Origin of the sequence: Streptomyces koelreuteriae, assembly GCF_018604545.1 — a bacterium.
Classification (GTDB): Bacteria; Actinomycetota; Actinomycetes; order Streptomycetales; family Streptomycetaceae; genus Streptomyces; species Streptomyces koelreuteriae.
On the sequence record NZ_CP075896.1, the window covers coordinates 6,507,970 to 6,534,332 of the forward strand.

The 26,363-nt window shown below is 71.1% G+C and carries 22 protein-coding genes; 14 read left to right on the plus strand and 8 right to left on the minus strand.

All coding sequences use genetic code 11. From position 1 onward, the window contains the following. Positions 1-14: 14 nt before the first annotated feature. Positions 15-578, minus strand: a complete 564-nt coding sequence (locus KJK29_RS29305) for a YceI family protein (protein ID WP_215122181.1) — start codon at positions 576-578, stop codon at positions 15-17. A gap of 101 nt (positions 579-679) precedes the next feature. On the opposite strand from KJK29_RS29305, the gene KJK29_RS29310 reads away from it, so the two are divergent. Then, entirely contained in the window at positions 680-1,543 is an 864-nt protein-coding gene (locus KJK29_RS29310) for a helix-turn-helix domain-containing protein (RefSeq protein WP_215122182.1), read from the plus strand. 6 nt (positions 1,544-1,549) lie between these two features. Here KJK29_RS29310 and KJK29_RS29315 read toward each other — a convergent pair whose 3' ends face one another. The 4 genes from KJK29_RS29315 to KJK29_RS29330 form a co-directional block, all read right to left on the minus strand. Next, the gene (locus KJK29_RS29315; protein WP_215122183.1) at positions 1,550-2,458 is read right to left on the minus strand and encodes a carbohydrate kinase family protein; all 909 of its coding nucleotides are present in this window, start codon (positions 2,456-2,458) and stop codon (positions 1,550-1,552) included. Then, a complete protein-coding gene (locus KJK29_RS29320; protein ID WP_215122184.1) occupies positions 2,455-3,531 on the minus strand; it encodes a LacI family DNA-binding transcriptional regulator in 1,077 nt (358 codons plus the stop codon). Before KJK29_RS29320 ends, KJK29_RS29315 begins: the two co-directional genes overlap by 4 nt. A gap of 119 nt (positions 3,532-3,650) precedes the next feature. Beyond that, positions 3,651-4,598 carry a hypothetical protein gene (locus tag KJK29_RS29325; RefSeq protein ID WP_215122185.1) on the minus strand — a complete coding sequence of 316 codons (948 nt, stop codon included), beginning with the start codon at positions 4,596-4,598 and terminating at the stop codon, positions 3,651-3,653. 169 nt (positions 4,599-4,767) lie between these two features. Then, positions 4,768-4,929: a hypothetical protein gene (locus tag KJK29_RS29330; RefSeq protein WP_215122186.1), complete on the minus strand. Its 162-nt coding sequence runs from the start codon at positions 4,927-4,929 to the stop codon at positions 4,768-4,770. Positions 4,930-5,184: 255 nt separating this feature from the next. Between KJK29_RS29330 and uvrC the strand changes: the two genes are divergently transcribed. The 12 genes from uvrC (at position 5,185) to pgi (ending at position 20,830) form a co-directional block, all read left to right on the plus strand. Then, complete coding sequence (uvrC, locus tag KJK29_RS29335; RefSeq protein WP_215122187.1) at positions 5,185-7,314, plus strand: excinuclease ABC subunit UvrC; 2,130 nt, start codon at positions 5,185-5,187, stop codon at positions 7,312-7,314. After that, positions 7,311-8,270 carry an RNase adapter RapZ gene (gene rapZ, locus KJK29_RS29340; RefSeq protein WP_215122188.1) on the plus strand — a complete coding sequence of 320 codons (960 nt, stop codon included), beginning with the start codon at positions 7,311-7,313 and terminating at the stop codon, positions 8,268-8,270. Before uvrC ends, rapZ begins: the two co-directional genes overlap by 4 nt. Continuing rightward, the gene (locus KJK29_RS29345; protein WP_215122189.1) at positions 8,267-9,346 is read left to right on the plus strand and encodes a gluconeogenesis factor YvcK family protein; all 1,080 of its coding nucleotides are present in this window, start codon (positions 8,267-8,269) and stop codon (positions 9,344-9,346) included. Before rapZ ends, KJK29_RS29345 begins: the two co-directional genes overlap by 4 nt. Then, the gene (whiA, locus tag KJK29_RS29350) at positions 9,337-10,326 is read left to right on the plus strand and encodes a DNA-binding protein WhiA (RefSeq protein ID WP_189731004.1); all 990 of its coding nucleotides are present in this window, start codon (positions 9,337-9,339) and stop codon (positions 10,324-10,326) included. Before KJK29_RS29345 ends, whiA begins: the two co-directional genes overlap by 10 nt. A gap of 152 nt (positions 10,327-10,478) precedes the next feature. Next, positions 10,479-13,433, plus strand: coding sequence for a M14 family metallopeptidase (locus tag KJK29_RS29355; RefSeq protein WP_215122190.1), 2,955 nt, complete (start codon positions 10,479-10,481; stop codon positions 13,431-13,433). A gap of 251 nt (positions 13,434-13,684) precedes the next feature. Continuing rightward, positions 13,685-14,695, plus strand: a complete 1,011-nt coding sequence (gene gap / locus KJK29_RS29360) for a type I glyceraldehyde-3-phosphate dehydrogenase (protein ID WP_215122191.1) — start codon at positions 13,685-13,687, stop codon at positions 14,693-14,695. A 142-nt stretch (positions 14,696-14,837) separates the two neighbouring features. After that, positions 14,838-16,049 carry a phosphoglycerate kinase gene (locus tag KJK29_RS29365; protein ID WP_215122192.1) on the plus strand — a complete coding sequence of 404 codons (1,212 nt, stop codon included), beginning with the start codon at positions 14,838-14,840 and terminating at the stop codon, positions 16,047-16,049. A gap of 5 nt (positions 16,050-16,054) precedes the next feature. Further along, positions 16,055-16,831 carry a triose-phosphate isomerase gene (tpiA, locus tag KJK29_RS29370; RefSeq protein WP_215122193.1) on the plus strand — a complete coding sequence of 259 codons (777 nt, stop codon included), beginning with the start codon at positions 16,055-16,057 and terminating at the stop codon, positions 16,829-16,831. 101 nt (positions 16,832-16,932) lie between these two features. Next, positions 16,933-17,163 (plus strand): preprotein translocase subunit SecG, encoded by a 231-nt coding sequence (secG, locus tag KJK29_RS29375; RefSeq protein WP_184596855.1) that lies wholly within the window; start codon positions 16,933-16,935, stop codon positions 17,161-17,163. Between the two features lie 208 nt (positions 17,164-17,371). Further along, positions 17,372-17,707, plus strand: a complete 336-nt coding sequence (locus tag KJK29_RS29380; protein ID WP_003976875.1) for an RNA polymerase-binding protein RbpA — start codon at positions 17,372-17,374, stop codon at positions 17,705-17,707. A 133-nt stretch (positions 17,708-17,840) separates the two neighbouring features. Further along, positions 17,841-19,109, plus strand: coding sequence for an MFS transporter (locus tag KJK29_RS29385; protein WP_215122194.1), 1,269 nt, complete (start codon positions 17,841-17,843; stop codon positions 19,107-19,109). A gap of 68 nt (positions 19,110-19,177) precedes the next feature. Beyond that, positions 19,178-20,830, plus strand: coding sequence for a glucose-6-phosphate isomerase (gene pgi, locus KJK29_RS29390; protein ID WP_215122195.1), 1,653 nt, complete (start codon positions 19,178-19,180; stop codon positions 20,828-20,830). A gap of 209 nt (positions 20,831-21,039) precedes the next feature. Here pgi and KJK29_RS29395 read toward each other — a convergent pair whose 3' ends face one another. The 3 genes from KJK29_RS29395 to KJK29_RS29405 form a co-directional block, all read right to left on the minus strand. After that, on the minus strand, positions 21,040-23,451 hold the full coding sequence (locus tag KJK29_RS29395; RefSeq protein ID WP_215122196.1) for an FtsX-like permease family protein: 2,412 nt from the start codon (positions 23,449-23,451) through the stop codon (positions 21,040-21,042). 70 nt (positions 23,452-23,521) lie between these two features. Next, the gene (locus tag KJK29_RS29400; protein WP_215122197.1) at positions 23,522-24,277 is read right to left on the minus strand and encodes an ABC transporter ATP-binding protein; all 756 of its coding nucleotides are present in this window, start codon (positions 24,275-24,277) and stop codon (positions 23,522-23,524) included. Then, positions 24,274-24,789: a PadR family transcriptional regulator gene (locus KJK29_RS29405; RefSeq protein ID WP_184596865.1), complete on the minus strand. Its 516-nt coding sequence runs from the start codon at positions 24,787-24,789 to the stop codon at positions 24,274-24,276. The genes KJK29_RS29400 and KJK29_RS29405 overlap by 4 nt, the downstream gene beginning before the upstream one ends. A 121-nt stretch (positions 24,790-24,910) precedes the next feature. On the opposite strand from KJK29_RS29405, the gene KJK29_RS29410 reads away from it, so the two are divergent. After that, positions 24,911-26,182, plus strand: a complete 1,272-nt coding sequence (locus KJK29_RS29410; RefSeq protein WP_215122198.1) for an ABC transporter substrate-binding protein — start codon at positions 24,911-24,913, stop codon at positions 26,180-26,182. Positions 26,183-26,363: the final 181 nt, after the last annotated feature.

Genomic DNA, 26,363 nt, shown 5'->3' on the forward strand with positions numbered 1-26,363 from the left:
AGTCGTTCAGTCGTTCAGTCGTTCTTCGGCTCCACGAACTGCATATCGAGCTGGATCTTCACCACTTCCCCGAGCAGCCCCGGAGCGAAGTCGAGCCCGAACTCACTGCGCCGGATCTCCCCCGTCGCCTCGAACCCGGCATGCCGGCTGCCGTCCATGGGCACCTCGACCAGCCCGCCGAACTCCACGTCGAGCGTCACCGGCCGGGTCACCCCGCCGATCGTCAGCTCACCCTCCATCGTCCAGTCCTCGCCCTCACCCGACACCCGCGTCGAGCGGTACGTCATCGTCGGGCGCTTCGCGACATCGAGCAGGTCGGAGGCGCGTACATGGGCGTCCCGGTCGGCGTTGCCGGTGTTGATCGAGGCCAGGTCGACGGTCGCGGAGACCCGCACGTCCTCGATCCGTTCCCCGATAAACAGTTCGGCCTCCAACCGCTCGAAACGCCCTTGCACCTTGGCGATGCCCAGGTGACGGATGGTGAAGTTCACGGAGGAGTGGAACGGGTCCAGAGCCCAGGTCCCCGGAGCCAGCGGCAGGGCGGTGGCGGCAGCGGCGTCAGCGATGTCGTTCGTCATGTGCTCCACCCTGAGGGCCGGGCGGCCGGGGAGGGAGACCGTCCGGAGCCTGGTAGTGGCAGGGCCACGATCCGCGCCCGCGCGCGCTGTACGTTCGGCGGGTGAGCGACAACGAGTTGGGCACCTTCCTGCGCACCTGGCGTGAAGCCGTCAGCCCCGCCGAGGTGGGGCTGCCCACGGGGCAGCGGCGCCGCACCCCGGGCCTGCGGCGCGCCGAACTGGCCACGCTCGCCGGCGTCAGCGTCGAATATCTCACCCGGCTGGAACAGGGCCGCGACCGCAACCCCTCCGCCCAGGTGCTCGGCGCCCTCGCCGACGCCCTGCACCTGTCCCTCAACGACCGGATGCTGCTGCGCCGCCTGACCAAGGAGGCGGACGGCGGCGATCCGCTGGTCTGCGCGGCGGCCCCCTCGCTCGGCCGCACGGCGCGCCCCACCGTCCGGTCCGTGCTCGACCGCCTGGAGCCGACCCCGGCGCTGGTGGTCAATTGGATCGGCGACATCCTCGCCCACACCGCGGGCTACGAGCGGCTGGCCGGCTCCCTGGGCCTGCTCGACGACGAGCGGCCCAACCTGCTCCGGTACCTGTTCACCGACGAGCGGGCACGTGACGCCTACCGCGACTGGGACCGGGTGGCCGACGACCTCGTCGCCCGGCTCCGGCACGGGGCCCCGCTCCGGGACCCTTACGTCGCCGAGCTGGCCGACGAGCTGACGGTGACGGCGGGGGCGGACTTCGCCGACCGGTTCGCCGACCTGGCCCTGGCACCGCGGCGGACGGGATCCCAGCACATCGAGCACCCGGAGGCCGGATCGCTGCGGTTGCTGCACGAGACGCTCGTGCTGCCCGACGAAGGCCAGCGCCTCATCGTCCACCTGCCCGCCGACGACGCCACGGCCGCGGCCCTGGACCGCCTCGACGGCCGCCGCCCGGGCGCGCTGCGGGCCGTGGGAGAGGCCGGCTGAGCGGACTCAGCCGTCCAGCTCGTGCGCGTACGGCGGTTCCGCCCCGGCCCGTGAGCAGGTGAGAGCCGCGGCGCGGGCCGCGAAGCCCAGCAGTTCCGTCCAGCCGTCGGCCCCCAGCGCGGACAGCGCCCGCTCGCTCAGGGCGTCACGTACCGCGAGCCCGTGCAGCAGCGCCGCGTTGACCGTGTCGCCCGCGCCGATGGTGTCCACGACCTCCACCCGCTCGCCCGGCACCGCGAACTCGTCCCCGTCGGCGGTGAAGACAGTCAACCCGTCGCCGCCCCGGGTGATCACGACCGCTGCCGGGCCGGCCGCCAGCCACTCCTGGGGCGTGCCGCCGAGCCACTCGGCGTCCTCGGCGGACAGCTTCAGCAGCGACACCGACGGCAGCCAGCTCTTGAACCGCGCCCGGTAGGCGTCCGCGTCCGGGATCAGCCCGGCCCTGATGTTCGGGTCCAGCGCGGTGAACACGCCCTGCGCGGCCGCCGAACGCATCAGCTCCTCGTACGCGCTCGCCCCCGGCTCCAGCACCAGCGAGCAGGTGCCGAAGGAGACCGCACGAGTGCCCGGCGGCAGCGCGGAGGGCGCCGCGAACAGCCGGTCCGCCGTCCCGTCCACGTAGAAGGAGTACGCCGCCGAGCCGGCCGCGTCGACCGTGGCGACGGCGAGGGTCGTCGGCTCGGCGCCGCGCTGCACCGACGACACGTCGACCCCGGTCTCGCGCAACCGGTCCAGCAGCGCCTCCCCGAAGGCGTCGCACGACACCCGGGAGCAGAAGGCGGCGGGGGAGCCGAGGCGGCCCAGCGCCACGGCCGTGTTGTACGGGCCGCCGCCGAGCGCCGGCTGCAGCGCCGCCAGGGCACCCGCGCCCCGCGGTACCAGGTCGATCAGTGCCTCACCGGCGACGACGATCATGCGACGGTTCCTTTCTCGGGCTGTGCGGACCGCTCGAGCCGCGGCTGCCCGGACTCCTCGGGGCAGCCGCACGAGGTGCGATGGACGAAGGCGGAAGGGAGGCGCACCGTCCGCGCCGGCCGGTCCGGCTCGGCGAGACGCTCCAGGAGCACGCGTACGGCCCGGGCGCCGATGTCCTTGCTGGGCTGCGCGATCGCGGTGAGCCGGGGCGAGAACAGATCCGCCCAGGCGAAGTCGTCGAAACAGCACAGCGCGATGTCATCCGGCACGGACAGGCCGCGGGCGCGCAGGGCACGCAGCGCCCCGATGGTCATGGCGTTGTTGCCGGTGACGAGCGCGGTGGGCGGCACGCCCAGGGACAGCAGGTCCGCGGTGGCCCGTTCGCCACCGGCCGCCTCCGAGTCACCGTGCACCAGGAGCCGTTCGTCGTACGACAGCCCCGCGAAGGCGAGACCGGTCCGGTAGCCGGTGATCCGCTCTGTCGTGGTGCTGAGCCCGGGCCGCCCGGCCACCAGCCCGATCCGCCGGTGGCCGAGGCCCGCGAGATGGGTGACCAGCCTGGACGTCGGTTCGGCGTTGTCGGCGCACACCTGGTCGAAACGCGGACCGCCCTCCGCCGCGGGGGCCTCCACCAGCCGGTCGAGGAACACCGCCGGTACGTCGTGCCGCTCCAGGTACGCGAGCAGCCCGCGCGGAGCCGCCGAGGGCGCGACGATCATGCCGTCCACCCGGCGCTCGTGCAGCAGCCGGACGACCTTGCGCTCATGCTCCGGGTCGTCGTGCGGGTCGGCGATCAGCAGGCTGTAGCCGTGCTCCAGGGCACAGGCCTCGACGCCCTGGAGGATCTCCGTGAAGTACGGGTTGCTGATCGCCGACACCGCCAGCCCGATGGAACGGGTCCGGGACGTCACCAGGGAGCGGGCCAGCGTGTTCGTGGTGTAGCCGAGCTCCTCCACGGCGTCCAGGACCGCCTGGCGGGTGTGCGGCAGCACCGGCCGCGTGCCGTTCAGGACGTGCGAGACGGTCGCCACGGAGACACCGGCGCTCCGCGCGACGTCGGCCATGGTCGCCATGCCGTTCCCTCCTCCGCGTGCCGGTGGCCCGGCGGGGAACGTATCGCATCCGACGGCGCACGTAAACGCTTGCGCAAACGTTTACGTCCGATCAGGCCCGGGTCCCCCGACCCGACTGACTACTCCCAGTCCCAGCCGATCCCCAGAAACCCGGCCCGCACCCGCGGCTCCACCACGTGCACCGACCGGTGCCGGCCGCTCAGCGGCAGCTCCTGGCACCCGTTGCGCGGAGCCGCCGCCGAGTGCTGCGCGAACCGGTGGCAGCGCACCGGGAGGGCCGCCGCGTCGAAGCACACCTGGAGCGCGTACTGGCCGCCGGGGACGTCGAAACCGCGGACGTACTCGCGCGCCTCGTCCGCCGTCCCGTCCTCGACGCCGTAGCGGAAGAGGAACGTGTCCCCGGCCCGCAGCCGGGTGTCGAAGAGCAGCTCGGCGGCGAGCATGCCGGTGTCGCGGTGCCAACGGACCCGGCCCGTACGGCAGTTCTCCAGGGCATGCACCCGCATGTGCTCCGGCGAGGCGCCCCGGTCGCCGTGGTGGACGGCGACGAAGCGGTCGACTCCGTCCCGGTGGGCGCGCACGATGTGGTGAGACTCGCGCTCGGCCAGCTCGCGCCGCGCCCCGATCCGCAGCCGCTCGTGGTGCCCGAGGGTGTGCAGGCCCCCGTCCGGCGGGCAGTCCAGCTCGGCCAGCAACTGGTCCAGGGCCCCGGAGGCCTCCACCAGGGAGCGATAGGACCGGGCCGCTGACCGCTGCCCGGACGCGCCGGCCTCGGACTCGGCGAGCAGCCGGATCAGCGACTCCTCGGGAAGCTCGAGGATCTCCTCCAGCGCGCGGACGGCGCGCAGCGACTCGGGGCGCTGCGGACGCCGTGCCCCCTGCTGCCAGTAACTCAGGCTGGTGACACCGACCTTCACGCCGTGGCGGGACAGATGGTGCTGCACGCGCTGCAGCGGCAGCCCGCGGGCCGCGATCGCCGCACGCAGGGCGACGTGGAAGGGGCCGCCTCGCAGGGCCGAGTCCAGGTCCGCGCTGGCGACGTCCGCGTGCTGTGTGGCGTGCGGCATGCAGGGGCCTCTCTGTGAGTCGGCAACGGCTGCCCCGAGTTCCACCGCATTGAAGCGTGTTGACCTGGTCCCGACAACACCTGATGCCGGACAGTGATGTACGCCCGGCCGGACACACGAACGCCCGGGGCGGCGTACACCCCGGGCGCTCGCGGCAGACGGCGAGTGTCTAGGAGCGGTCGCGTCCGCCCTGCTCCTCGAGAGCGAGACGCTTGGCCCGCACTATGTCGGGGTCGCGCGGGTCCAGGGCGTCGCGCAGCGCGAACGCCTCGTCCGCGTACCGGCGGGAACGGACCGTCCGCCGGGTCTTCTCGATCCGCATCTGCTTCATCTGCGCAGCCCTCCGACCCGTGGCCCGCCCGCTCCGCTTGGAAGCGGCCGGTCCGCACTGACAACCTGTGCCTGCACCGACACGGCCCTCGTCCGCCGGACGCCGCCGTGTCCCCGTGGGAAGCCTGCATTCCCGCTACCGGGCTGCCGTAATCCCCGCGGCGGGACATGCCGTTGGAAACTGCCACCCGCCAAGCCCGCGATCGTGCCCCGCGCTCCCGTCGGACTGTCGGTGCTCGCCAGTAGGGTGTGAGACATGGCCGACCCCTCCAGCTACCGCCCCAAACCGGGTGAGATCCCCGATACGCCGGGGGTCTACAGGTTCCGCGACGAGCACCGCCGGGTGATCTACGTCGGAAAGGCGAAAAGCCTGCGCCAGCGCCTGGCGAACTACTTCCAGGACGTGGCCGGAATGCACCCGCGCACCCGGACCATGGTCACCACGGCCGCGTCCGTGGAGTGGACGGTGGTGTCCACGGAGGTCGAGGCGCTCCAGCTGGAGTACTCCTGGATCAAGGAGTACGACCCCCGGTTCAACGTCAAGTACCGCGACGACAAGAGCTACCCGTACCTCGCGGTGACGATGAACGAGGAGTACCCGCGCGTGCAGGTGATGCGCGGTCACAAGAAGAAGGGCGTCCGCTACTTCGGGCCGTACGGGCACGCGTGGGCGATCCGCGACACCGTCGACCTGCTGCTGCGCGTCTTCCCCGTGCGCACCTGCTCGGCCGGTGTCTTCAAGAACGCCGCCCGCACCGGCCGCCCCTGCCTCCTCGGCTACATCGGCAAGTGCTCGGCCCCCTGCGTGGACCGCGTCTCCGCCGAGGAGCACCGCGAACTGGCCGACGAGTTCTGCGACTTCATGACCGGCCGGACGAACACCTATATCCGCCGGCTCGAGAAGCAGATGGTGGAAGCGGCCGACGAGATGGAGTACGAGCGGGCGGCCCGGCTGCGCGACGACATCGAGGCCCTGAAGAAGGCCATGGAGAAGAACGCGGTCGTGCTCGCCGACGCGACCGACGCCGACCTGATCGCGGTCGCCGAGGACGAGCTGGAGGCGGCCGTCCAGATCTTCCACGTACGCGGCGGACGCGTGCGCGGCCAGCGCGGCTGGGTCACCGACAAGGTGGAGGAGATCACCACCGGCGCCCTCGTGGAGCACGCCCTGCAGCAGCTCTACGGCGAGGAGACCGGCGACGCCGTCCCCAAGGAGGTCCTGGTCCCGGCCCTGCCCGACCCCGTGGAGCCCGTCCAGGAGTGGCTCACCGGGCGGCGCGGCTCGATCGTCTCCCTGCGCGTCCCGCAGCGCGGCGACAAGAAGTCCCTCATGGAGACGGTCCAGCGCAACGCGCAGCAGGCCCTCGTCCTGCACAAGACCAAGCGCGCCTCCGACCTGACCACGCGCTCGCGTGCCCTGGAGGAGATCGCCGACGCCCTCGACCTGGACAGCGCCCCGCTCAGGATCGAGTGCTACGACATCTCCCACCTCCAGGGCGACGACGTCGTGGCCTCCATGGTCGTCTTCGAGGACGGCCTCGCCCGCAAGAGCGAGTACCGGCGCTTCCAGATCAAGGGCTTCGCCGGGCAGGACGACGTCCGCTCCATGCACGAGGTGATCACCCGCCGCTTCCGGCGCTACCTCGCCGAGAAGGAGAAGACGGGGGAGTGGACCGACGGCGAGGGCGCGGACACCCCCGAGACCGAGATCCCCGAGGCCGACACTCCCGAGATCGACGGCAAGGGCGAGATCGTCGGGCCCGGCCTCACCGAGGACGACGGCCGCCCCAAGAAGTTCGCCTACCCGCCCCAGCTCGTGGTCGTCGACGGCGGCGCCCCCCAGGTCGCGGCCGCCCGGCGGGCCCTGGACGATCTCGGTATCGACGACATCGCCGTGTGCGGCCTCGCCAAGCGCCTGGAGGAGGTCTGGGTGCCCGGTGACGACGATCCGGTGGTCCTGCCCCGCACCAGCGAGGGCCTGTATCTGCTCCAGCGGGTCCGTGACGAGGCCCACCGGTTCGCGATCACCTATCAGCGCGCGAAGCGGGCCAAGCGCTTCCGCTCCAGCCCCCTGGACGACGTCCCCGGTCTGGGGGACACGCGGAAGCAGGCACTCCTGAAACACTTCGGTTCGTTGAAGAAACTGCGATCCGCCACCATCGACCAGATCTGCGAGGTTCCCGGCATAGGCCGCAAGACCGCGGAGACCATCGCGGCGGCCCTCGCCGGGGCGGCGCCGGCCGCGCCCGCCGTCAACACGGCGACCGGAGAGATCATGGAAGAGGAACCCGGCACGGAAACCGGCGCGGAACCCGGCACCATGGGTGCCAGTGGGGAACCCGTGACGATGGGCGCCCCGGACGAACGACGGGGGCAGGAGACATGAATGTGAACGAGCACGACGGGCAAGAACAGCAAGCCGGAGACGGAGCACAGGTGAGCACGGGCACGCCCAACGACAAGGCACCGGCCCCGGACGCGGCCATCCCCGAGCTGGTGATCATCTCCGGCATGTCCGGGGCGGGCCGCTCGACGGCCGCGAAGTGTCTGGAGGACCTCGGCTGGTTCGTCGTCGACAACCTGCCGCCCGCGCTGATCCCCACCATGGTGGAACTCGGCGCCCGCTCCCAGGGCAACGTGGCCCGGATCGCCGTCGTCGTCGACGTCCGCGGCCGCCGCTTCTTCGACAACCTCCGCGAGTCCCTCGCCGACCTGGAGGCGAAGAACGTCACCCGGAGGATCGTCTTCCTGGAGTCCTCCGACGAGGCCCTGGTGCGCCGCTTCGAGTCGGTCCGCCGCCCGCACCCCCTCCAGGGCGACGGCCGCATCGTCGACGGCATCGCCGCCGAGCGGGAACTGCTGCGCGAGCTGCGCGGCGACGCCGACCTGGTGATCGACACCTCCAGCCTGAACGTGCACGAGCTGCGCGCCAAGATGGACGCCCAGTTCGCGGGCGAGGAGGAGCCGGAGCTGCGGGCCACGGTGATGTCCTTCGGCTACAAGTACGGCCTGCCGGTCGACGCCGACCTCGTCGTCGACTGCCGCTTCCTGCCGAACCCGCACTGGGTCCCGGAGCTGCGCCCGTACACCGGCCTCAACGAGGAGGTCTCCGGGTACGTCTTCAACCAGCCCGGAGCCAAGGAGTTCCTCGACCGGTACACGGAGCTCCTCCAGCTCGTCGCCACCGGCTACCGCCGGGAGGGCAAGCGCTACGTGACCATCGCCGTGGGCTGCACGGGCGGCAAGCACCGCTCGGTCGCCATGTCGGAGAAGCTCGCCGCCCGGCTCGCTTCCGAAGGCGTGGAGACAGTGGTCGTACACCGGGACATGGGACGCGAATGACACGACGTACTCCGCGGCTGAGCCGGCTGCGCCGGGTGGTGCCCGACGGCTCCGCCGACGCGCGGGCCGGCCGGCCCGCCGAGGCCCGGGGCGGCAGACCGCGCCGCCGGGGCACCCAGCCCAAGGTCGTCGCCCTCGGCGGCGGCATGGGCCTGTCCGCCTCGCTGGCCGCGCTGCGCCGGATCACCGGTGACCTCACCGCCGTCGTCACCGTGGCCGACGACGGCGGCTCCAGCGGCCGGCTCCGCGACGAGCTGGGCGTGCTGCCGCCCGGCGACCTGCGCAAGGCGCTGGCCGCGCTGTGCGGTGACGACGACTGGGGCCAGACCTGGGCCCGGGTCATCCAGCACCGCTTCCAGTCCCAGGGCGACCTGCACGAGCACGCGGTCGGAAACCTGCTGATCGTCGCCCTCTGGGAGCAGCTCGGCGACCATGTGCAGGCCCTCGACCTGGTCGGACGCCTGCTCGGAGCCCAGGGGCGTGTGCTGCCCATGTCCGCCGTCCCGCTGGAGCTCCAGGCCCTGGTCAAGGGCCACGACCCGGAGCGCCCGGAGGAGGTCGACACGGTCCGCGGCCAGGCCACCGTCGCCCTCACCCCCGGCGAGGTGCAGTCCGTGCACGTCGTGCCGCACGACCCGCCCGCCGTGCCCGAGGCGGTCGAGGCCGTCCTGGACGCGGACTGGGTGGTGCTCGGCCCCGGCTCCTGGTTCTCCTCGGTCATCCCGCATCTGCTCGTGCCGGAGCTGCTGGACGCGCTCACGCAGACCAAGGCACGCCGGGTACTCTCCCTGAACCTCGCCCCGCAGCCCGGAGAAACCGAGGGCTTCTCCCCGCAGCGTCATTTGGAGGTTTTGGGACGACACGCCCCTAAACTCGCCCTGGACGTGGTGCTGGCCGACGAGGCCGCCGTGCCCGACCGTGACTCCCTGACCGACGCCGCCAAGCGCTTCGGGGCCGCGGTCGAGCTGGCGCCGGTGGCCAGACCCGACGGGACCCCGAGGCACGACCCGGAGCTGTTGGCCGCCGCGTACGACCGTATTTTTCGGATGCATGGAAGGATCGGCCCATGGCGATGACGGCAGCGGTGAAGGACGAGATCTCCCGGCTCCCCGTCACCCGGACCTGCTGCAGAAAGGCGGAGGTCTCCGCCATGCTGCGGTTCGCCGGCGGCCTCCACCTGGTGAGCGGTCGGATTGTGATCGAGGCGGAGCTGGACACGGCGATGGCGGCCCGCCGGCTGAAGCGGGACATCCTGGAGATCTTCGGCCACAGCTCCGAACTGATCGTGATGGCACCCGGCGGACTGCGCCGCGGTTCCCGCTACGTGGTGCGCGTCATCGCGGGCGGGGACCAGCTGGCCCGCCAGACCGGCCTGGTCGACGGGCGCGGCCGCCCGATCCGCGGTCTGCCCCCGCAGGTGGTCTCGGGGGCCACCTGCGACGCCGAGGCCGCCTGGCGTGGCGCGTTCCTGGCGCACGGCTCGCTCACCGAGCCCGGCCGCTCCTCCTCCCTGGAGGTGACCTGCCCGGGTCCCGAGGCCGCGCTCGCGCTGGTCGGCGCCGCCCGCCGCCTGTCGATCGGGGCCAAGGCCCGTGAGGTGCGCGGCGTGGACCGGGTCGTCGTCCGTGACGGCGACGCCATCGGCGCCCTGCTGACCCGGCTCGGAGCCCATGAGTCGGTGCTGGCCTGGGAGGAGCGCCGGATGCGCCGCGAGGTGCGGGCCACGGCGAACCGGCTCGCCAACTTCGACGACGCCAACCTGCGCCGCTCGGCCCGTGCGGCCGTCGCCGCCGGTGCCCGGGTGCAGCGCGCCCTGGAGATCCTCGCCGACGACGTCCCCGAGCATCTCGCCGCCGCCGGCCGGCTGCGCATGGAGCACAAGCAGGCCTCCCTGGAGGAGCTGGGCGCGCTCGCCGACCCGCCGCTGACCAAGGACGCCGTCGCCGGCCGGATCCGCCGCCTGCTGGCCATGGCCGACAAGCGCGCCTCCGACCTCGGCATCCCGGGCACGGAGTCCAACCTCGCCGACGAACTCGCCGACAACCTCGTCGGCTGACCTCACAGGCCGTCAATCAGCCGGTGTCCGGCGCCCACTTGGGTGGTCGGCACCGGCTTTTGCGTGTCGTTCAGGCACTCTTGACTCGATCATGGACTGTCATGAGCCTGGCATCTGTTCGCTGCTGTGGCGAACCCACGCAAGGGGGGTTCATGAGACGAAGAGCGAGATCGATCCTCGCTGTCGGCGCGCTCCTGATCGGCGGAGCGAGCATCGCACCCATTGCCCAGGCACAACCGGGAAGTTCGGCCCCGTCCGACTCGGACGAGGTCAAGGTCTTCCGGGCCGAGGTCACCCAGAAGCAGGTACCCCTGCTGCTCGCGGCCGGCCAGGACGGCCATGAACTCGGCGAGCAGGTCCCCGAGAAGGGCACCGGGACCGTCGAGGTCTATCTCACCGACCAGCAGGCGAAGAAGCTTCGCAAGCAGGGCGTCGGCCTCAACGAGCACAAAGTCTCCGCAGGTGCCGAGAAGCGCGTCAAGAACGCCGCCGAGGGCGTGTTCCGCCCGTACAGCGGAGGGGGCGGCCTGAAGGAGGAGATCCTCCGCGCCGCACAGCAGCACCCCGGGCTCACCAAGGTCGTCTCCATCGGCAAGTCGGTGAACGGCCAGGACATCCTCGCGCTGAAGATGACCAAGAACGCGAAGAAGACGAAGGACGGCTCCAAGCCCTCCGTCCTCTACATGTCCAACCAGCACGCGCGCGAGTGGATCACGCCGGAGATGACCCGGCGCCTGATGCACCATTACTTGGACAAGTACAAGACGGACAAGCGCGTCAAGAAGATCGTCGACTCCACCGAGCTGTGGTTCCTCCTGTCGGCCAACCCCGACGGCTACGACCACACCTTCAAGAGCGACGACAACCGCATGTGGCGCAAGAACCTGCGGGACAACAACGGCGACGGCGTCATCGGCACCGGCGACGGCGTCGACCTCAACCGCAACTTCACCTACAAGTGGGGCTACGACGACGAGGGCTCGTCCCCCAACGCCACCAGCGAGACCTACCGCGGCGCGAGCCCGGGCTCCGAGCCGGAGACCAAGGCGCTGGACGCCTTCCAGAAGCGGATCGGCTTCACGTACGGCATCAACTACCACTCCGCCGCCGAACTCATCCTCTACGGAGTCGGCTGGCAGGTGGCCACCCCCACCCCGGACGACGTCCTGTACGAGGCGCTCGCCGGTACGCCCGAGAACCCGGCGGTTCCCGGCTACCATCCGCAGGTCTCCTCCGAGCTGTACACGACGAACGGCGAGGCCGACGGCCACGCGGCGAACGTCAACGGCCTGGCGATGTTCACCCCCGAGATGTCGACCTGCGCGACGGCCTCGAACGTCGACCCGAACGACGAGTGGAAGGCGTCCGACTGCCGGTCGGTCTTCACCTTCCCGGACGACGAGAAGCTGATCCAGCAGGAGTTCGCCAAGAACGTCCCGTTCGCGCTCTCCGTCGCCGAGTCGGCCGCCCGCCCCGACCGGCCCTCCTCCTCGGTCGGCATGAGCGCCGCCGACTTCACCCCGGCGGCCTTCTCCACCTCTTACTCGCGCGGCGCCGACCAGGAGATCTCCGTCGTCGCACGCAAGTCCGTACGCGACAAGGAGCTGAGGTACCGCGTCAACGGCGGCCGCACCGAGGACATGGCGCTCAAGGCCTGGAAGGGCGGCGAGACGTACGGCGGTGAGGACAACCTCTACTTCGACGAGTACCGGGCGAAGGTCAAGGACGGCGACCCGGGCGACAAGGTCGAGGTGTGGTTCACCGGGGAGACGAAGAACGGCAAGCCGGTCTCCAGCAAGCGCTTCACCTACACCGTGGCCGAGCTGCCCAGGGCGAACACCCTCGTGGTCGCCGAGGAAGGCGCCACCGCCACCCAGGCGCAGGCCTACGTCGACGCCCTCAAGGCCAACGGCCGCAAGGCGGTCGTCTGGGACGTCGCCAAGCAGGGCGCGCCCGACGCGCTCGGTGTGCTGAGCCACTACGACACCGTCGTCCACTACACGGGCGCGGGCACCCCGGGCGTCGCCACCCAGCTCCAGCTCCGGGCCTTCCTCAACGAGGGCGGCAGGCTGATCGAGGCGGGCGAGCAGGCCGGCGGCAGCGTCGACCTGGGCGGCGGCACCCTCTCGAACGACTTCAGCCAGTACTACCTCGGTGCCTACAGCCGCACCTCGACCCCCGGGGCGACCGGCTTCACCGGCGCCGGCGGGCTCGGCGGCTTCACGGGCACACTCGCCGGCGCCCCCGGCAACCCGCTGGACAAGGCGGGCACCTATGCGGTCACCTCCGGCGAACTGCCCGCCGCCACGTACCCGCAGTTCGCGAGCGAGGGCGCGGGACAGTTCGCCGGCACGGTGAACCCGTACGGCCCGTACGCGGGCTCCTACATGGCGGCGGCCGTCCACACCAACGACGGCTACAAGCGCCTCACCCGCACCGTGGACCTCACCGGCACCACGGCGGCGGACAGGCCCACGCTGCGCACCCAGTTGCTGTGGGACACCGAGCCCGGCTACGACCACGTCCTGCTGGAGGCCCACACCGCCGGCGCCGACGACTGGACGACCCTGCCCGAGTCGGGCGGCGCCACCAAGGCCACCGTGCCGGAGGAGTGCGCGGCCGGCTACTACGTCAATGGGCACCCCTGGCTGAAGCGCTACCTCACCGTGACGGACGACGGCTGCACCGCGTCGGGCGGCTCCGGCCAGTGGCACAGCCTCACCGGCGCCTCCAACGGCTGGCAGCAGGTGAACTTCGACCTGAGCGCCTATGCCGGCAAGACGGTCGAGCTGTCGATCAGCTACGTCACCGACCCGGGCACCGGCGGGCGCGGCGTCCTCGCCGACGACGCCTCGCTGGTCGTCGGTGGCGCCGCGAAGGAGACCGAGGGCTTCGAGACCTCCCTCGGCGCCTGGAAGACGGCCGGCCCGCCCGCGGGCAGCCCGGCCGTCCTCAAGGACTGGACGCGCACCGGGGCACTGTTCCGGACATTCGGCGCGGTCACCACGGACGACACCGTGCTGCTGGGCTTCGGCCTGGAACACGTCGCCGCGGCGGCCGACCGGACGGCACTGATGAAGAAGGCGCTCGCTTCCCTGGACGGGTGACACCCCCTTACCCGAAAGGGTGACGTCCCTGGTCAACAGGGATGCGCTCCGTGTAGCGAAATCGAGTGATCTTGATCTCAGCGGTGGGCGGTCCGTACCCCTACTGGCGGGTACGGACCGCCCTGCCGTGTATGGGGCATCTGGATGTCACCACCTGGGGCTCAGGGAGGTAGGGTCGTAGGCGGTCGGGGACATCCCAAACAGAGCTCGCCGGCTCTTCATGGCCGGCGTACCAACGAGGAGATCGGTTCGTGACGATCCGCGTAGGCATCAACGGCTTCGGCCGCATCGGCCGCAACTACTTCCGTGCGCTGCTGGAGCAGGGTGCGGACATCGACATCGTGGCTGTCAACGACCTGGGTGACACCGCGACCACCGCTCATCTGCTCAAGTACGACACCATCCTGGGCCGTCTCAAGGCAGAGGTGTCGCACACCGCAGACACGATCACGGTCGACGGCCACACCATCAAGGTGCTGTCCGAGCGCAACCCCGCCGACATCCCGTGGGGCGAGCTGGGCGTCGACATCGTCATCGAGTCCACCGGCATCTTCACGAAGAAGGCCGACGCCGCCAAGCACCTCACCGGCGGCGCCAAGAAGGTCCTCATCTCGGCTCCGGCCAAGGAGGAGGACATCACCATCGTGATGGGTGTCAACCAGGACAAGTACGACCCGGCGAACCACCACGTCATCTCCAACGCCTCCTGCACCACCAACTGTGTGGCGCCGATGGCCAAGGTCCTCGACGAGAACTTCGGCATCGTCAAGGGCCTGATGACGACGGTCCACGCGTACACCAACGACCAGCGCATCCTGGACTTCCCGCACTCGGACCTGCGTCGCGCCCGCGCCGCCGCCGAGAACATCATCCCGACCACCACGGGTGCCGCCAAGGCCACCGCGCTGGTCCTGCCGCAGCTCAAGGGCAAGCTCGACGGCATCGCGATGCGCGTCCCGGTCCCGACCGGCTCGGCCACCGACCTGGTCGTGACGCTCCAGCGCGAGGTCACCAAGGACGAGGTCAACGCCGCGTTCAAGAAGGCCTCCGACGACGGCGACCTCAAGGGCTACCTGGCCTACACCGAGGACCAGATCGTCTCCTCGGACATCGTCAGCGACCCGGCCTCCTGCACCTTCGACGCCTCCCTGACCATGGTCCAGGAGGGCAACTCGGTGAAGATCCTCGGCTGGTACGACAACGAGTGGGGCTACTCCAACCGCCTCGTGGACCTTACGGTCTTCGTCGGCAACCAGCTCTGATCAACCGAGCGGGCACGACAGTGTGAGAGCAGGGCTCGGGCAGCGTGAGGACGCGCTGCCCGAGCCCTGACGCACGTACAGATCAGAGCTGTTCGATCACGAGCGCTTACGAGCGCTTACGAGCTCTTTCAGGAGTCCCTTCATGAAGACGATCGACGAACTCCTCGCCGAAGGGGTCGCGGGCAAGCGGGCTTTCGTCCGCGCGGACCTGAACGTGCCGCTGGACGGCACGTCGATCACCGACGACGGCCGTATCCGCGCCGTGCTGCCCACGGTCAAGGCCCTCGCCGAGGCGGGCGCCCGCGTGGTCGTCGCCTCCCACCTGGGCCGCCCCAAGGGCGCCCCGGACCCGGCCTTCTCCCTCGAGCCCGCCGCCGCGCGCCTCGGTGAACTCCTCGGCGCCGACGTGGCCTTCGCGACCGACACGGTCGGCGAGTCCGCCCAGGCCACCGTCGCGGGCCTGAGCGACGGCCAGGTCGCCGTCGTCGAGAACCTGCGCTTCAACGCCGGCGAGACGAGCAAGGACGACGCCGAGCGCGGCGCCTTCGCCGACCGGCTCGCCGCCCTCGCCGACGTCTACGTCGGCGACGGCTTCGGAGCCGTGCACCGCAAGCACGCCTCCGTGTACGACCTCCCGGCCCGGCTGCCGCACTACGCCGGCTACCTCATCGCGACCGAGGTCGGCGTCCTCAAGAAGCTCACCGACGAGGTCGCGCGGCCCTACGTCGTCGCGCTCGGCGGGGCCAAGGTCTCCGACAAGCTCGCCGTGATCGACCAGCTGCTCGGCAAGGCCGACCGCATCCTCATCGGCGGCGGCATGGCCTACACCTTCCTCAAGGCCAAGGGCTACGAGATCGGCAAGTCCCTCCTCCAGGAGGACCAGATCCCGGCCGTCCAGGAGTACATCGAGCGCGCCGAGAAGACCGGCGTCGAGCTGGTCCTGCCGGTGGACGTCCTCGCCGGGACCGAGTTCCCGGACCTGAAGACCAAGGCCCCGGCCAACCCCACGACCGTCGCCGCGGACGCCATCCCGGCCGACCGACAGGGCCTCGACAACGGGCCCGAGACCTGCAAGCTGTACGCATCCAAGCTCGCCGACGCCGCCACCGTCTTCTGGAACGGTCCCATGGGCGTCTTCGAGCACCCCGACTACGCCGAGGGCACCAAGGCGGTCGCCCAGGCACTCGTCGAATCCAAGGGCTTCACCGTGGTCGGCGGTGGCGACTCCGCCGCCGCCGTGCGCATCCTGGGCTTCGACGAGACGGCATTCGGCCACATCTCGACCGGTGGCGGCGCCTCCCTCGAATACCTCGAGGGCAAGACGCTCCCCGGCCTCGCCGCACTGGAGGACTGACCCACATGACCGCGCGCACGCCGCTGATGGCGGGCAACTGGAAGATGAACCTCAACCACCTCGAGGCCATCGCCCACGTCCAGAAGCTCGCCTTCGCCCTGGCCGACAAGGACTACGAGGCCGTCGAGGTCGCCGTCCTGCCGCCCTTCACCGACCTGCGCTCCGTGCAGACCCTGGTCGACGGCGACAAGCTCAAGATCAAGTACGGTGCCCAGGACATCTCGGCGCACGACGGCGGTGCCTTCACCGGCGAGATCTCCGGCCCGATGCTGGCCAAGCTGAAGTGCTCGTACGTCGCCATCGGCCACAGCGAGCGGCGCCAGTACCACGCCGAGACCGACGAGCTGGTGAACGCCAAGGTCAAGGCCGCCTACAAGCACGGCCTGACGCCCATCCTGTGCGTCGGCGAGGAGCTGGAGGTCCGCGAGGCGGGCAACCACGTCTCCCACACCCTCGCCCAGGTCGAGGGCGGTCTGAAGGACCTCCCCGCCGAGCAGGCCGAGACCGTTGTGATCGCCTACGAGCCCGTCTGGGCCATCGGAACCGGCAAGGTCTGCGGAGCCGGGGACGCCCAGGAGGTCTGCTCGGCGATCCGCGGCAAGATCGCCGAGCTGTACTCGCAGGACCTGGCCGACAAGGTCCGCATCCAGTACGGCGGCTCGGTCAAGGCGGGCAACGTGGCCGAGATCATGGCCCAGGCCGACATCGACGGTGCCCTGGTCGGCGGCGCCTCGCTGGACGCCGACGAGTTCGTCAAGATCGTGCGCTTTCGCGACCAGTGAGTAGGCGGTAGCGGCGTAACGTCGTACCCTTGCGGGGTCCAGCCTTGTGCTGGGCCCCGCGTCGTCCGTCAGAATCCGAGGAAGTTGGTCCAGCCGTGGTTATGGGGTTCTCGATCGCCCTGATCGTCTTCAGCCTGCTGCTGATGCTGCTGGTGCTGATGCACAAGGGGAAGGGCGGCGGCCTCTCCGACATGTTCGGTGGCGGCATGCAGTCCTCCGTCGGCGGCTCCTCGGTCGCCGAGCGCAACCTCGACCGGATCACCGTCGTGGTCGGTCTGGGCTGGTTCGCGTGCATTGTCGTGCTCGGCATCCTGATGAAGGTGAACAACTGACCGAGACGCACTCCGCACGGAACTCGTACGCAAGGCCCCATGTTCGGTACGCGCCGCTGAGCGCGGCCTATCATGGGGCTTGCGTCTTTGTGTGAGGGTTGTAACTCCAATCACTGGACGCGCGTTGGGCCTTACGTAGACTGAGGCGCTCGCAGCGAAGCGGAACGCCGACTCGCTTCGCGGCACCATCACGCAGGGAGTTACGACCGTGGCAAGTGGCAACGCGATCCGGGGAAGCCGGGTCGGGGCGGGGCCGATGGGCGAGGCCGAGCGCGGCGAGTCCGCGCCGCGGCTGCGCATCTCCTTCTGGTGCTCCAACGGACACGAGACCCAGCCGAGCTTCGCCAGCGACGCGCAGGTGCCCGAAACCTGGGACTGTCCCCGCTGCGGATTCCCGGCCGGCCAGGACCGGGACAACCCCCCGGACCCGCCGCGCACCGAGCCCTACAAGACGCACCTGGCGTATGTGCGGGAGCGGCGCAGCGACGCGGACGGCGAGGCGATCCTCGCCGAGGCGCTCGCCAAACTGCGAGGCGAGATCTAGGAATTGAGACCGGCCGGACACCAGTAGGTGCCCGGCCGGAGCTGGTTTCCGAGCCCGCCGCGGCCCGCTCGCGGACCGATTGTCAGTGGTGCCCTCTACGGTTTGTGCATCGGGCGAACCGTGAGGGGGAACAGTGGCGACGGTCGAGGTGGGGAGCGTGCGCGCGCCCGCGTGGCGCGGGGCCTTCGGACGGCTGTGGAGCGCGGCCGTGCTGTCCAGCTTCGGTGACGCGCTGCGCAACGCCGCGCTGCCCCTGCTGGCGGTCACACTGACCGACGAGCCGCTGCTCATCGCCTCCGTCACCGCCTGCGGCTATCTGCCCTGGATCGTCTTCGGGCTGCTCGGCGGAGCCGTCGCCGACCGGGTGGACCAGCGGCGCGCCATGTGGATGGCGGACGCGTTACGCGGCCTGCTGATCGCCGCCTTCGCCGTGGCCGTCGCCCTCGGCCACGCCTCGATCGGCCTGCTCATCGTGCTGGCCGTCGCCCTCACCACCCTCCAGACCCTCTTCGACAACGCCGCGACCGCGCTGCTCCCCGCCCTGGTCGACCGGGACGCGCTCGGCAGCGCCAACGCCCGGCTGATGACCGGCCAGCGTGTCGCGGGCGGCCTGCTGGGCGGGCCGGTCGTGCCGCTGCTGCTGGCGGCCGGTGCCGCCGTGCCTTTCGCGGCCGACGCCGTGACCTTCCTGGTGGCCGCCGCGCTGATCGCCACTCTGCCGGCCGCCGGGACCGACCGTGAGCCGAGGCCGGCGGGCAGCACCCTGCGCCGTGAGATCGCGGAGGGCTTGCGCACCCTGTGGCGCGACCGCGCCCTGCGCGGCCTGTGCGCCGCCACCGCCCTGTGCAACATCGGCATGGGCACCCTGCTCGCCCTGCTGGTCGTCCTCGTCACCGACTGGCTGGAGGCGGGTTCCGTGGGCTACGCGGCGGCGGGCACCGCCTTCACTCTGGGCGGTCTGGCCGGGGGAGTGGTGAACAGCCGGCTGGTGGCGCGGCTCGGCCGGCAGCGGTCGGTGCTGCTCGCCGGATCGGTGCAGACCGCGGCCCTCGTCGTCATGGGCACCGTGCGCAGCCTGACCGTGCTGGTGGGGATGCTGGCCGTCTTCGGGCTCATGAGCATGGTGTGGAACGTCAACACGACGACGCTGATGCAGGAGCGCAGCCCCGCCGGGCTCCTGGGCCGGGTCAGCTCGGCCTTCCGCACCCTGGCCTTCGCCGGAGTGCCCCTCGGCGCCCTGCTCGGGGGAGCCGTCGCCACCGCCTGGGGCCCCAACACCCCGCCCCTGCTGACCGCCGCGTTCTTCCTCCTGGCCGTCATCGCGCTGATACCCACGCTCCACGCGAACGTATCTGTTGTTGAACCGGCCGACGGTGCCACGACAACCGACGCCACGCGCTGATCAATTAGGTTGGACCGGCAGCGGGGCAAGGTGCGCAGGCAGGACAGGAAAGAAGGCTGAAGTCCCAGATGAACGCAGACGGCCGTACCAGGCTCAATCAGACGCCCGAGTGGACGGCACTGGCCAAGCATCGCGAGGAACTGGGCGAGGTGGGGCTGCGCGAGCTGTTCGCCGCCGAGCCCGGCCGCGGCACCGCGTACGCCCTCCGGGTCGGCGACCTGTACGTCGACTACTCCAAGCACCTCGTCACCGACGACACCCTGCGACTGCTGCGGGGACTGGCCGCCGCCACCGATGTCTTCGGGCTCCGGGACGCCATGTTCCGCGGGGAGAAGATCAACACCACCGAGGACCGGTCGGTGCTGCACACCGCGCTGCGGGCGCCGCGGGACGCGGTGGTCGAGGTCGACGGTGAGAACGTGGTGCCGGGTGTGCACGCGGTGCTGGACAAGATGGCCGGCTTCGCCGACCGCGTCCGCTCCGGGGAGTGGACCGGCCACACCGGCAAGCGCATCCGCAACGTCGTCAACATCGGCATCGGCGGTTCCGACCTGGGTCCGGCGATGGCGTTCGAGGTGCTGCGCGCCTACACGGACCGCTCGATGACGTTCCGCTTCGTGTCGAACGTGGACGGTGCCGACCTGCACGAGGCGGTCAGGGATCTGGACCCGGCGGAGACGCTGTTCATCGTCGCGTCCAAGACCTTCACCACCATCGAGACGGTCACCAACGCCACCTCCGCCCGAAGCTGGCTGCTGGCCGCGCTCGGTGACGAGGCCGCTGTCGCCAAGCACTTCGTGGCGCTGTCGACGAACGCCGAGAAGGTCGCCGGGTTCGGTATCGACACGGCCAACATGTTCGAGTTCTGGGACTGGGTCGGCGGACGCTACTCGTACGACTCCGCGATCGGCCTGTCCCTGATGATCGCCATCGGCCCGGACCGCTTCCGGGAGATGCTCGACGGGTTCTGGATCGTCGACGAGCACTTCCGGACCGCGCCCGCCGAGTCCAATGTGCCGCTGCTGCTGGGCCTGCTGGGCATCTGGTACGGCAACTTCCACGACGCCCAGTCGCACGCGGTGCTGCCCTACAGCCACTATCTGTCGAAGTTCACCGCATATCTCCAGCAGCTCGACATGGAGTCCAACGGCAAGTACGTGGACCGGGACGGGCGTGAGGTCGAGTGGCAGACGGGGCCGGTGGTGTGGGGCACGCCGGGCACCAACGGGCAGCACGCCTACTACCAGCTCATCCACCAGGGCACGAAGCTGATCCCGGCGGACTTCATCGGCTTCGCGCGGCCCGTCGCCGAGCTGAGCGACGAGCTGAAGGCGCAGCACGATCTGCTGATGGCCAACTTCTTCGCGCAGACGCAGGCGCTCGCCTTCGGCAAGACGCCGCAGGAGGTGCGGGCCGAGGGGGTGCCGGAGGAGCTGGTGCCGCACAAGACGTTCCAGGGCAATCACCCGACGACCACGATCCTGGCGCCCGAGCTGACGCCGTCCGTCCTCGGCCAATTGGTCGCCCTCTACGAGCACAAGGTGTTCGTGCAGGGCGCGGTGTGGAACATCGATTCCTTCGACCAGTGGGGCGTGGAGCTGGGCAAGGTCCTCGCCAAGCGCGTCGAGCCCGCGCTGACCGAGGGCGCCGAGGTCGAGGGCCTGGACGCCTCCACCGAGGCTCTGGTCGCCACGTACCGGGAGCTGCGCGGACGGCAGTGACGACGAGCCCGGCGGGGGAGACGGGCCGGGCGGGAACGCGGGCGGTTGCGCGCCGTCCGCTTCCCCCCGGGCCCACCGGTTCTCCCGGGCCTACCGGTTCTCCCGGGCCTACCGGTCCCCCCGGGCCCACCGGAGGCGCCAGCCCGTACGCGCCTCACCGGCAGCACCTCTACGGCGGCTGGGCGGCGAAGCCGACGAGGTCAGGTGGGTCAGGCGACCGCGCTCAGCGTGTCCGCGAGGCGGCGGCGTGCCGCGCGCGCCGCGGGTAGGGCGGCCAGCGCGGCCGCGCAGAGCACCGCCGCCGCACCCAGCAGCAGCATGAGCAGGGCCGACGGGCCCTGGGCGATGCCCGCACCGATCCCGCTTGACCTGCCCTGGGCGTCGATGAGCCAGTGGGCGAGCGGCAGTCCCAGGGCGGTGGCGGCGAGGACGGCTGCCAGGGCCGTGCAGCCGGTGGCCGTGACCGTGATCGCCGTGATCTGGCGGGGGGACAGACCGATGGCCTTCAGCGCCAGCAGGTCCCGTTCGCCCTCGCGGACGGTGCCGCCGATCGCGGTCAGCAGCTCGATGAGCCCGATGAGGGCGAGCACGGCGATCAGCCCGGCGACGACGGCCCGCAGTGGGGAGAGCCCGTCGGCGGGGTTGGCCACGGTGTGCACGTCCAGATGGCCGCGCCCGGCCGTGGCGAGCCGGTCGGCGACCTCCCCCGGGTCGGCGCCGGGGTCCAGGCGCAGCTCGTAGAGGGTCGGGCGGAGCCCGGGGTCGTTGGCGCGGAGGGTGTCGAGGGACGTGGAGATGACCCGGCCGGCGTTCTCCGGCTCGATGCTGCGGCCCACGATGTGCAGGATCTGCGGCTGGTCGCCGACGGTCATGCGGACCCAGTCGCCGACGTGCACGTCCAGCAGGTCGAGCAGGCCCTGCCCGGCCACCGCCTCGTCGGCGCCACGGGCGGCGCGGCCCTCGGCGAGGGTGTAGGGGTAGGGGTCCTGCTGGGTGCCGAGGCCGCGCAGGGCGATGGTCGCCGTCTGGCCCGGGACCAGGGCGGCCGTCTCGACGCCGGGGTAGGCGGCGGCGACCTGCGGGTCGCGTTCCAGGAGGGTGCGGGTCTGCCGTTCGTTCAGGCCGGCGTCGGCGCGGACGCTGAGGGTGGTGGGCAGGCCGATCTGCTCCGGCTCGCTGTGGAAGCGGTCGATGGTGGTCCACGCGCTCATCGCCACGACGATCAGCAGCAGCGGCAGCGTGAGGCGGGCGACGGTGGCGAGGGAGCGGGGGCGGCGGGTGAATGCCTTGTGCCAGCCCAGCACCAGCGCGGGCGGAATCCGCAGGCCGAGGGCCCGGCGGGCCATGCCGGAGAGCTGTCCGGTGCGTGGCGCCGCGGGCGGGAGTCGAAGGACGCGGCGCAGGACGCTCGCCGGCCGCACTCCGTGGCCGGCTTCCGTTTCGCCGGGCGCGCGCCCGCGGCTTCGGCCCGTCGCCCCGGTCAATCGCCCGCCCAGCGCCGCCGTGGGCCTCGGCACCGGCACCGGCGGGACTCGTCCCGCCCGCCATGCGGCAAGGCCGGTGGTCGCGCCGATGAACAGCACGGCACCCACCGGGATCACGATCAGCGCCACGGTGTGCCCGGGAAGGCCCTGCCACACCCCGACCGCGTCCCCGAGCCGTCCGGGGATGCGGCTGCCCAGTACCTCGGCGAGCGCGGCGGCGGCAACGGCGCCCAGCAGGGCGTAGGCGAGATGCTGGAGCAGGAAGACGCGGACCACCTGGCCCGGGGTGAAGCCGATCGCCTTCAGGATGGAGAGATCCCGCAGGTGGCCCCGGATACGGGTGCTGATCGCCCCATGCACGGCGAGCCCGGCGGCGACCAGCGCGCCCAGCCCGAACAGGCCCAGCACCTGGCCGAGGAGCCGGTTGTCGCCCTGGGCCTCGGCGCGGGCCTGCTGCCAGGTGGACACCTCGCCGATCGCCCCGGCTCCCAGCACGGTCACGGCACGCTGCACGACGTAGGAGGTGTCGCCGGGGTCCGTCAGGCGCAGCCCGATCACCTGGCCGCCGGGGTCGGGCACGGCCGACGGCAGGGCCCACACCAGGCCCGGCTGCTCACCGGGCCGGTAGCGGGGCTCGGCGCTGTCGGCGAGCCCCACGACGGTCAGCTCGCGGGCGGTGCCGGGCACGCCGATGGTGTCGCCGGGCTCGGCCAGCAGGGCGCGGGCGAGGCGGCTCTCCAGGACCACACCGTTCGGCGTCGAAGGGTCGAGCCAGCGGCCGGAGACGACCGGCGGGTTGCCGACGGACGGCCGTTCCTGAGTGCCGCGCAACTCCACGGCGGCGCGGCTGCCTCGTGAGGAGACGGTGACATCGGCGGTGGGATAGGGACCGGCGACGGAGTCGACGCCGTCCAGACCGGCCAGCTTCCCGGTGTCGGCGGCCGCGTCGGTGTGCAGCCACACATGCGCGCCGTGCGACTGTGTGAAGACGCGCTGCCAGGGGTTGGTCGCGTACCCGAACAGGGCCGTGGCCAGCAGCAGCGAGGCGACGATGCCCGCGGTGGCCAGGACGAGGAACAGCGCCTCGCCGCGGTGCGTGCGCAGATCGGAGTGGGCCCAGCGCAGGGTGGCTCGCACGGGCCTCAGCCTCTCGGCCCGGACGCCGGGCAGCCGTCGTACACCCGCATGTCAGTCCTTCACCCGCATGTCAGTCCTTGAGTTCCAGCACACCGGAGATGCCGGACCGGCGCGGGGGTGTGCCGCCGTCGAGTTCCGCGTCGTCGGCGATCCGGCCGTCGAAGAAGCTGATCACCCGGTCCGCCGCGCTCGCCAGCCGCGCGTCATGGGTGACCAGCAGGATCGTCTGGCCGCGCTGGTGGAAGCGGGACAGCAGCCGCATCACCTCGCGGGTGCCCTTGCTGTCGAGGCTGCCGGCCGGTTCGTCGGCCAGGAGCAGCGGGGGATGGTTGACCAGGGCCCGGGCCAGGGCGACCCGCTGCTGCTCACCGCCGGACAGCTCGCCCGGCATGCTGCGCTCCTTGCCCGTCAGCCCCAGCTCGGCCAGCAGCTGCTCGCGCTCGGTGCGCGCCCGCTTCGGCGAGCTTCCGGCGAGCAGGGCGGGCAGCTCCACGTTGTCGGCGACGGACAGGCTGGACACCAGGTTGAAGAACTGGAAGACGATCCCGATCCGCTTCCTGCGCTCCACCGCCCAGCGGGCCTCGCCGTAGGTGTCGGTGGACTCGCCGTCGAGCCAGAGATGGCCCGCGTCCGGCCGCTGGAGCCCGCCGAGCAGATGCAGCAGCGTCGACTTCCCGGCGCCGGACGGGCCGGTGATCGCCACGAACTCGCCCTGCCGCACGCACAGATCGACCCCGCGCACGGCATGGGCGGGCGCGCCCTCGCCGTGGTGCGTCTTCACCAGCCCCTCGGCGCGCAGCACAGGAGCGGGACGGTCGTCGCTCACTCCAGCTCCTCCAGCTCTTCCTGGCACCGCTCCAGCCAGTCCAGATCGGCCTGCAAGTGCAGCATCGCACCCTCTATCAGCAGATGCGCGATGCGATTGTCGCGGTCCTCGGCGGCGGCCAGCTTCGACAGCTGCCGCATGGTGTTCAGATACTGGCGCCGCTGGTGGTTGATCAGGGAGATCTGGTCGGCGAGACCGGTCTGCGGAGCGAGCGCCAGCTTCATGAAGAAGTCGTCCCGTACCCGCGGCTCGTCCTCGGGCTCCTCGAACCAGGCGCGCAGCGCCTCCCGCCCGGCGTCGGTGAGGTGGTAGACCTTTTTATTGGGCCGGCTGGACTGCGCCACGTCCTCGCCCTCGATCAGTCCCGACTTCTCGAGGCGGCCGAGGGTCACATAGATCTGGCCGACATTCGGCTGAGGGTACGCGGAGCCCAGCAGTTGCTCAAGGTCCTGCTTGAGCTCGTAGCCATGGGCGGGGCCGCGGGCGAGGAGTGCCAGGAGGTGCAGGCGCACGCGTGCAGTCCTCCTGTCCGGTCAATGTGCTCCAGACCCTAGTATCGCCCATACCTAACAGGTATACATGGCCTCTGATTCCGGGCAAGGGAGCCCGACGCCGGTGTACAGGGAGGAACCTATGCGGTGGATCCATGCCGCGGGTAGGGGCCTTCTCGTTCTCGTCGTGGTCATGACCGGCTACGTCGCCGCCGGAGCGCAGGCGGGCGAGCCGGCGGGCGGCGGCCGCGGACCGCTCACCCTGGCCACCGCCGGAGACCTCACCGGCTATCTCGGCCCCCTGCTGGAGGGCTGGAACCGCACCCACCCCGGCGAGAAGGTGACCCTCGTCGAGCTGCCCGACTCGGCCGACGAGACCCAGGCGCAGATGTCCACCGACCTGCGCGACGGCGACCGCAGCAGGTTCGACGTGCTCAACATCGACGTCAACTGGACCTCGGAGTTCGCCGCCGCGGGCTGGATCAGACCCCTGCCCCGTGACCGCTTCCCGCTGAAGACCTTCCTCCCGCCGGTCGTCGACACGGCGACCTACGACGGACAGCTCTACGCCGTCCCGTACGTCACCAACGCCGGCCTGCTCCTCTATCGCAAGGACATCCTGGACAAGGAGGGCGTCGAGCCGCCGCGCACCTGGGCGGAGCTGGAGCGGTACGCGAAGACCATCGCCCCGAAGCACGGCCTCGACGGCTACGCCGGGCAGTTCCTCCCCTACGAGGGCCTCACCGTCAACGCGGCGGAAGCCGTCTACTCGGCGGGCGGCTCGATCCTCGGCGACGAGGGCGAGCGCGTCACCGTCGACTCGGCGGCGGCCCGCGAGGGCATCGGCTTCCTGACCCGCGGAGTGCGAGAGGGCTGGATCTCGAAAGAGGCGCTGACCTACAAGGAGGAGGAGTCCAAGCAGGCCTTCCAGGACGGCCGGCTGCTCTTCCTGCGGAACTGGCCGTACGCGTACGTCGGCGCCTCCGCCCCGGGGTCCCGGGTCGCCGGGAAGATCGGCGCCGTGCCGCTGCCCGGACGGGACGGGCCGGGGACGAGTGTCCTCGGCGGCTCCAACCTGGCCGTCAGCTCACACGCCCGGCATCCCGACTCGGCCGCCCGTCTGATCGCGTACCTCACCAGTGAGGGCGTCCAGCGCCAGGTCCTCACCCGTGGCGCGCTGCCGCCCGTACGGGCCGATCTCTACAAGGACCCGCAGCTCATCCGCAGGTTCCCGTACCTGCCGACCCTGCGCGAGAGCGTGCTCGCGGCCGAGCCGCGCCCCAAGAGCCCGCGCTACGACCAGGTCAGCCTGGTCGTCCAGGCCGTCGTGCACGACGCGATGGCCGGGCACGAGACGCCGACGGCCGCGGTGCGCCGTCTGGCGCGGGAGCTCGACGTCATCTCGCGCGGGTAGCGCTTCCAGCGGCTTCCAGTGACCCGCTTCTAGTTACTTGTTAGGTAACGCGCACGTCTCATCTGGCTGAGATATGCCCGTTTGATGCCCAATTTTACTACCTCAACTCCCCGGTAGCTTCTGTCTTTTCATTGACACCCTCGCGACACGCCTACTTAACATGCATGCATAACCGCTGCCC

Excerpts from the sequence above, each read along its gene's own strand:
- tpiA (WP_215122193.1), top strand. The coding sequence starts at position 16,055 with ATGACCGCGCGCACGCCGCTGATGGCGGGCAACTGGAAGATGAACCTC.
- KJK29_RS29345 (WP_215122189.1), top strand. The coding sequence starts at position 8,267 with ATGACACGACGTACTCCGCGGCTGAGCCGGCTGCGCCGGGTGGTGCCC.
- KJK29_RS29365 (WP_215122192.1), top strand. The coding sequence starts at position 14,838 with ATGAAGACGATCGACGAACTCCTCGCCGAAGGGGTCGCGGGCAAGCGG.
- KJK29_RS29410 (WP_215122198.1), top strand. The coding sequence starts at position 24,911 with ATGCGGTGGATCCATGCCGCGGGTAGGGGCCTTCTCGTTCTCGTCGTG.
- KJK29_RS29325 (WP_215122185.1), bottom strand. The coding sequence starts at position 4,598 with ATGCCGCACGCCACACAGCACGCGGACGTCGCCAGCGCGGACCTGGAC.
- uvrC (WP_215122187.1), top strand. The coding sequence starts at position 5,185 with ATGGCCGACCCCTCCAGCTACCGCCCCAAACCGGGTGAGATCCCCGAT.
- pgi (WP_215122195.1), top strand. The coding sequence starts at position 19,178 with ATGAACGCAGACGGCCGTACCAGGCTCAATCAGACGCCCGAGTGGACG.
- secG (WP_184596855.1), top strand. The coding sequence starts at position 16,933 with ATGGGGTTCTCGATCGCCCTGATCGTCTTCAGCCTGCTGCTGATGCTG.
- KJK29_RS29320 (WP_215122184.1), bottom strand. The coding sequence starts at position 3,531 with ATGGCGACCATGGCCGACGTCGCGCGGAGCGCCGGTGTCTCCGTGGCG.
- rapZ (WP_215122188.1), top strand. The coding sequence starts at position 7,311 with ATGAATGTGAACGAGCACGACGGGCAAGAACAGCAAGCCGGAGACGGA.
- KJK29_RS29355 (WP_215122190.1), top strand. The coding sequence starts at position 10,479 with ATGAGACGAAGAGCGAGATCGATCCTCGCTGTCGGCGCGCTCCTGATC.
- whiA (WP_189731004.1), top strand. The coding sequence starts at position 9,337 with ATGGCGATGACGGCAGCGGTGAAGGACGAGATCTCCCGGCTCCCCGTC.
- KJK29_RS29305 (WP_215122181.1), bottom strand. The coding sequence starts at position 578 with ATGACGAACGACATCGCTGACGCCGCTGCCGCCACCGCCCTGCCGCTG.
- KJK29_RS29330 (WP_215122186.1), bottom strand. The coding sequence starts at position 4,929 with ATGAAGCAGATGCGGATCGAGAAGACCCGGCGGACGGTCCGTTCCCGC.
- KJK29_RS29315 (WP_215122183.1), bottom strand. The coding sequence starts at position 2,458 with ATGATCGTCGTCGCCGGTGAGGCACTGATCGACCTGGTACCGCGGGGC.